General features: G+C 68.9%; 1 protein-coding gene. It reads right to left on the reverse strand.

Translation table 11 applies throughout. From position 1 onward, the window contains the following. Positions 1–191: 191 nt before the first annotated feature. A partial coding sequence (locus AC1DGP_RS35080) for a calcium-binding protein (protein WP_476833276.1) occupies positions 192–2336 on the reverse strand: 2145 nt, incomplete at its 5' end.

The following is a 2336-nucleotide window of genomic DNA, read 5'->3' on the forward strand; positions in this document are numbered from 1 at the left end:
CAGCCGCCGCAGCCGACGACCAGGAGCAGGGCAAGCGCCGTGCCGGCGAGCATATGCCGGCCGAGCCCGAAATTCGGCTCGCGCCCTTCCCTGGCATCCCCGCCCGCCTGCGATGCGATACTGCGCCTGGTCATRYYSGTCTCTCCCGTCMGCSSRCCCGGGATGCGTGGCCCTGCGGCCACGCGCCGAGGTCAGTAATAGTAAAGCCTGTGACTGCCCTGGATCTCGATCGAGTAGTCCTTCTCGTCATGCTGCTCGAGAAAGACGTCGACATAGGTGCGGTCGTCGTCCCCGATCTTCTCGATGCGGAAGTGGAAGGGCCGGCCGGCAGCGTCGGCCTCGTCGCCATAGGCCGTGGCGAACGGATCTGCTCCGTCCGCAGCGGCATTGGCGGCGGGGTCGTCATCCGTGCCGATCTGGTACTGCTTGACGACGATGCGGTCGCCGGCCTCGAGATCGAGGATCCGGTGGATCAGGTCGCGATCGTCCGCGTCATAGGGCACGTCGAAGGAGAAGCAGTCGTCGCCGGCACCGCCGGTCAGCGTCACCGCATCAGCGCCGATGGTGAAGTGGTCGTTGCCGCTGCCGCCGATCACCGCCTCGATGCTGGAGAAGCTGTCCTCGCCGATCTCGACGCCGACCGCCTTGCCCTCGACCAGGTTGATGTCGATGCATTGCGTCGCCTGGGAGTAATCCAGTGTGTCGCAGCCGCTGCCGCCATCATAGCAATCGGCCGTGGCATCGAGTGTGCCGATGATCACGTCGTTGCCGGACCCGGCTTCGACCCGGTCCCTGCCCCCACCGCCATCGAGCGTATCCGCGCCGCTGCCGCCTTCGAGCCGGTCGTTGCCCGCCCCGCCATCGACGATATCGTCTCCCGCGTCACCCTCGATCCGGTCGTCGCCAGCCTCGCCGAAGAGCCGGTCATTGCCGGCATTGCCCTCGACCCTATCGTCGCCGGCGCCGGCGAAGACGACGTCGTCATCSGCGTCGCCCTCGATCCGGTCGCRCCCRTCGCCGCCGAAGACGATGTCGTYACCGGTCCCGCCATGGATCTGGTCGTCACCGGCGCCGCCCGCGAGATGATCATCGCCGGAACCGCCATCGAGCACATCGTCGCCGGCATCACCGGAGAGCGTGTCGTTGCCAGCCTCACCGAAGAGCCGGTCGTTGCCGCCGCCRCCGGCCGCTGCATCGTCGCCGGCGCCGAGCTGGGCCGTGTCCTGGCCGGCGCCGAACTGGACGAGGTCGACATGAGCGCCACCGGTGACGACATTGTTGCCGTTGCCGGTTCGGACCGTGTCGTTGCCGTCGCCGGTGAAGATCGTGTTGTCGCCTTCTCCGCCGTCGATCCAGTCGTCGCCGTCGCCACCGTCGAGGATGTCGTCGCCGTCCTCGCCATAGACCTGGTCATTGCCGGCCCCGCCCATGACGTGATCGTCGCCGGCATCGCCATGAAGCTCGTCGTTGCCGGCGCCGCCATCCACGGTGTCGTCGYCCTCATCGCCATGGRYRACGTCGTTGCCGGCATCCCCGGCGATCTGGTCGTCGCCGGTGCCGCCCTGGATCACGTCATTGCCGTCACCGCCGGAGAGCTGGTCGTTGCCGGCGCCGCCGAYAATGATGTCATCGCCAGCCTCGCCGAAGATGATGTCGTCGCCATCCTCGCCGAAGAGCTGGTCGTCGCCGTCGCCGCCATAGATCGTGTCGTTGCCCTCGCCGCCATAGACGATGTCGTTGCCGCGCCCGGCATAGATCAGGTCATKGCCGGCGCCGCCGCGGATGAAGTCGTTGCCGGCGCCGCCATGCAGGATGTCGGAGCCGCCGCGGCCATCGATCACGTCGTTGCCGTCGCGCCCGTCGATCAGGTCGGCGCATTCGGTCCCGGTCAGGCTGTCATCGCCTGACGTGCCGTTGATCTCGGTGAACTCGACGACCCTGAAGAGCGCGGTCTGGGCGACCGCGACGGTCTCGTCGCTGACCTCGTAGCTCAGCGTCACCGGGCCAAAATAGCCCGGCGTCGGGCTGAACTCCCAGCCACCCTCGACCGCGGTCAGCGTGCCGCTGGAGGCGGTGAGATTGCGGATCGACAGCGCATCGCCATCGGGGTCGCGTGCCCCCGCGAGCAAGCCGATCGCGGTGATCAGCAGCGTCTCGCAGCGCCCGATGCTGCGCAGGTTGACGACGCCGGCAAGCAGCGGGGCGCGGTTGCTGCGCGGGCTCCCGGGGCCACCGGGACCGCCGGGATTCTCGCCACCGGGTCCGCCAGGGTTCTCGCCGCCCGGGCCGGAATGGCCGCCCGGGCCGGGGTGGTGGCCACCCGAGCCGCCGCCGGC

Source organism: Allobosea sp. 05T433, from assembly GCF_056396065.1.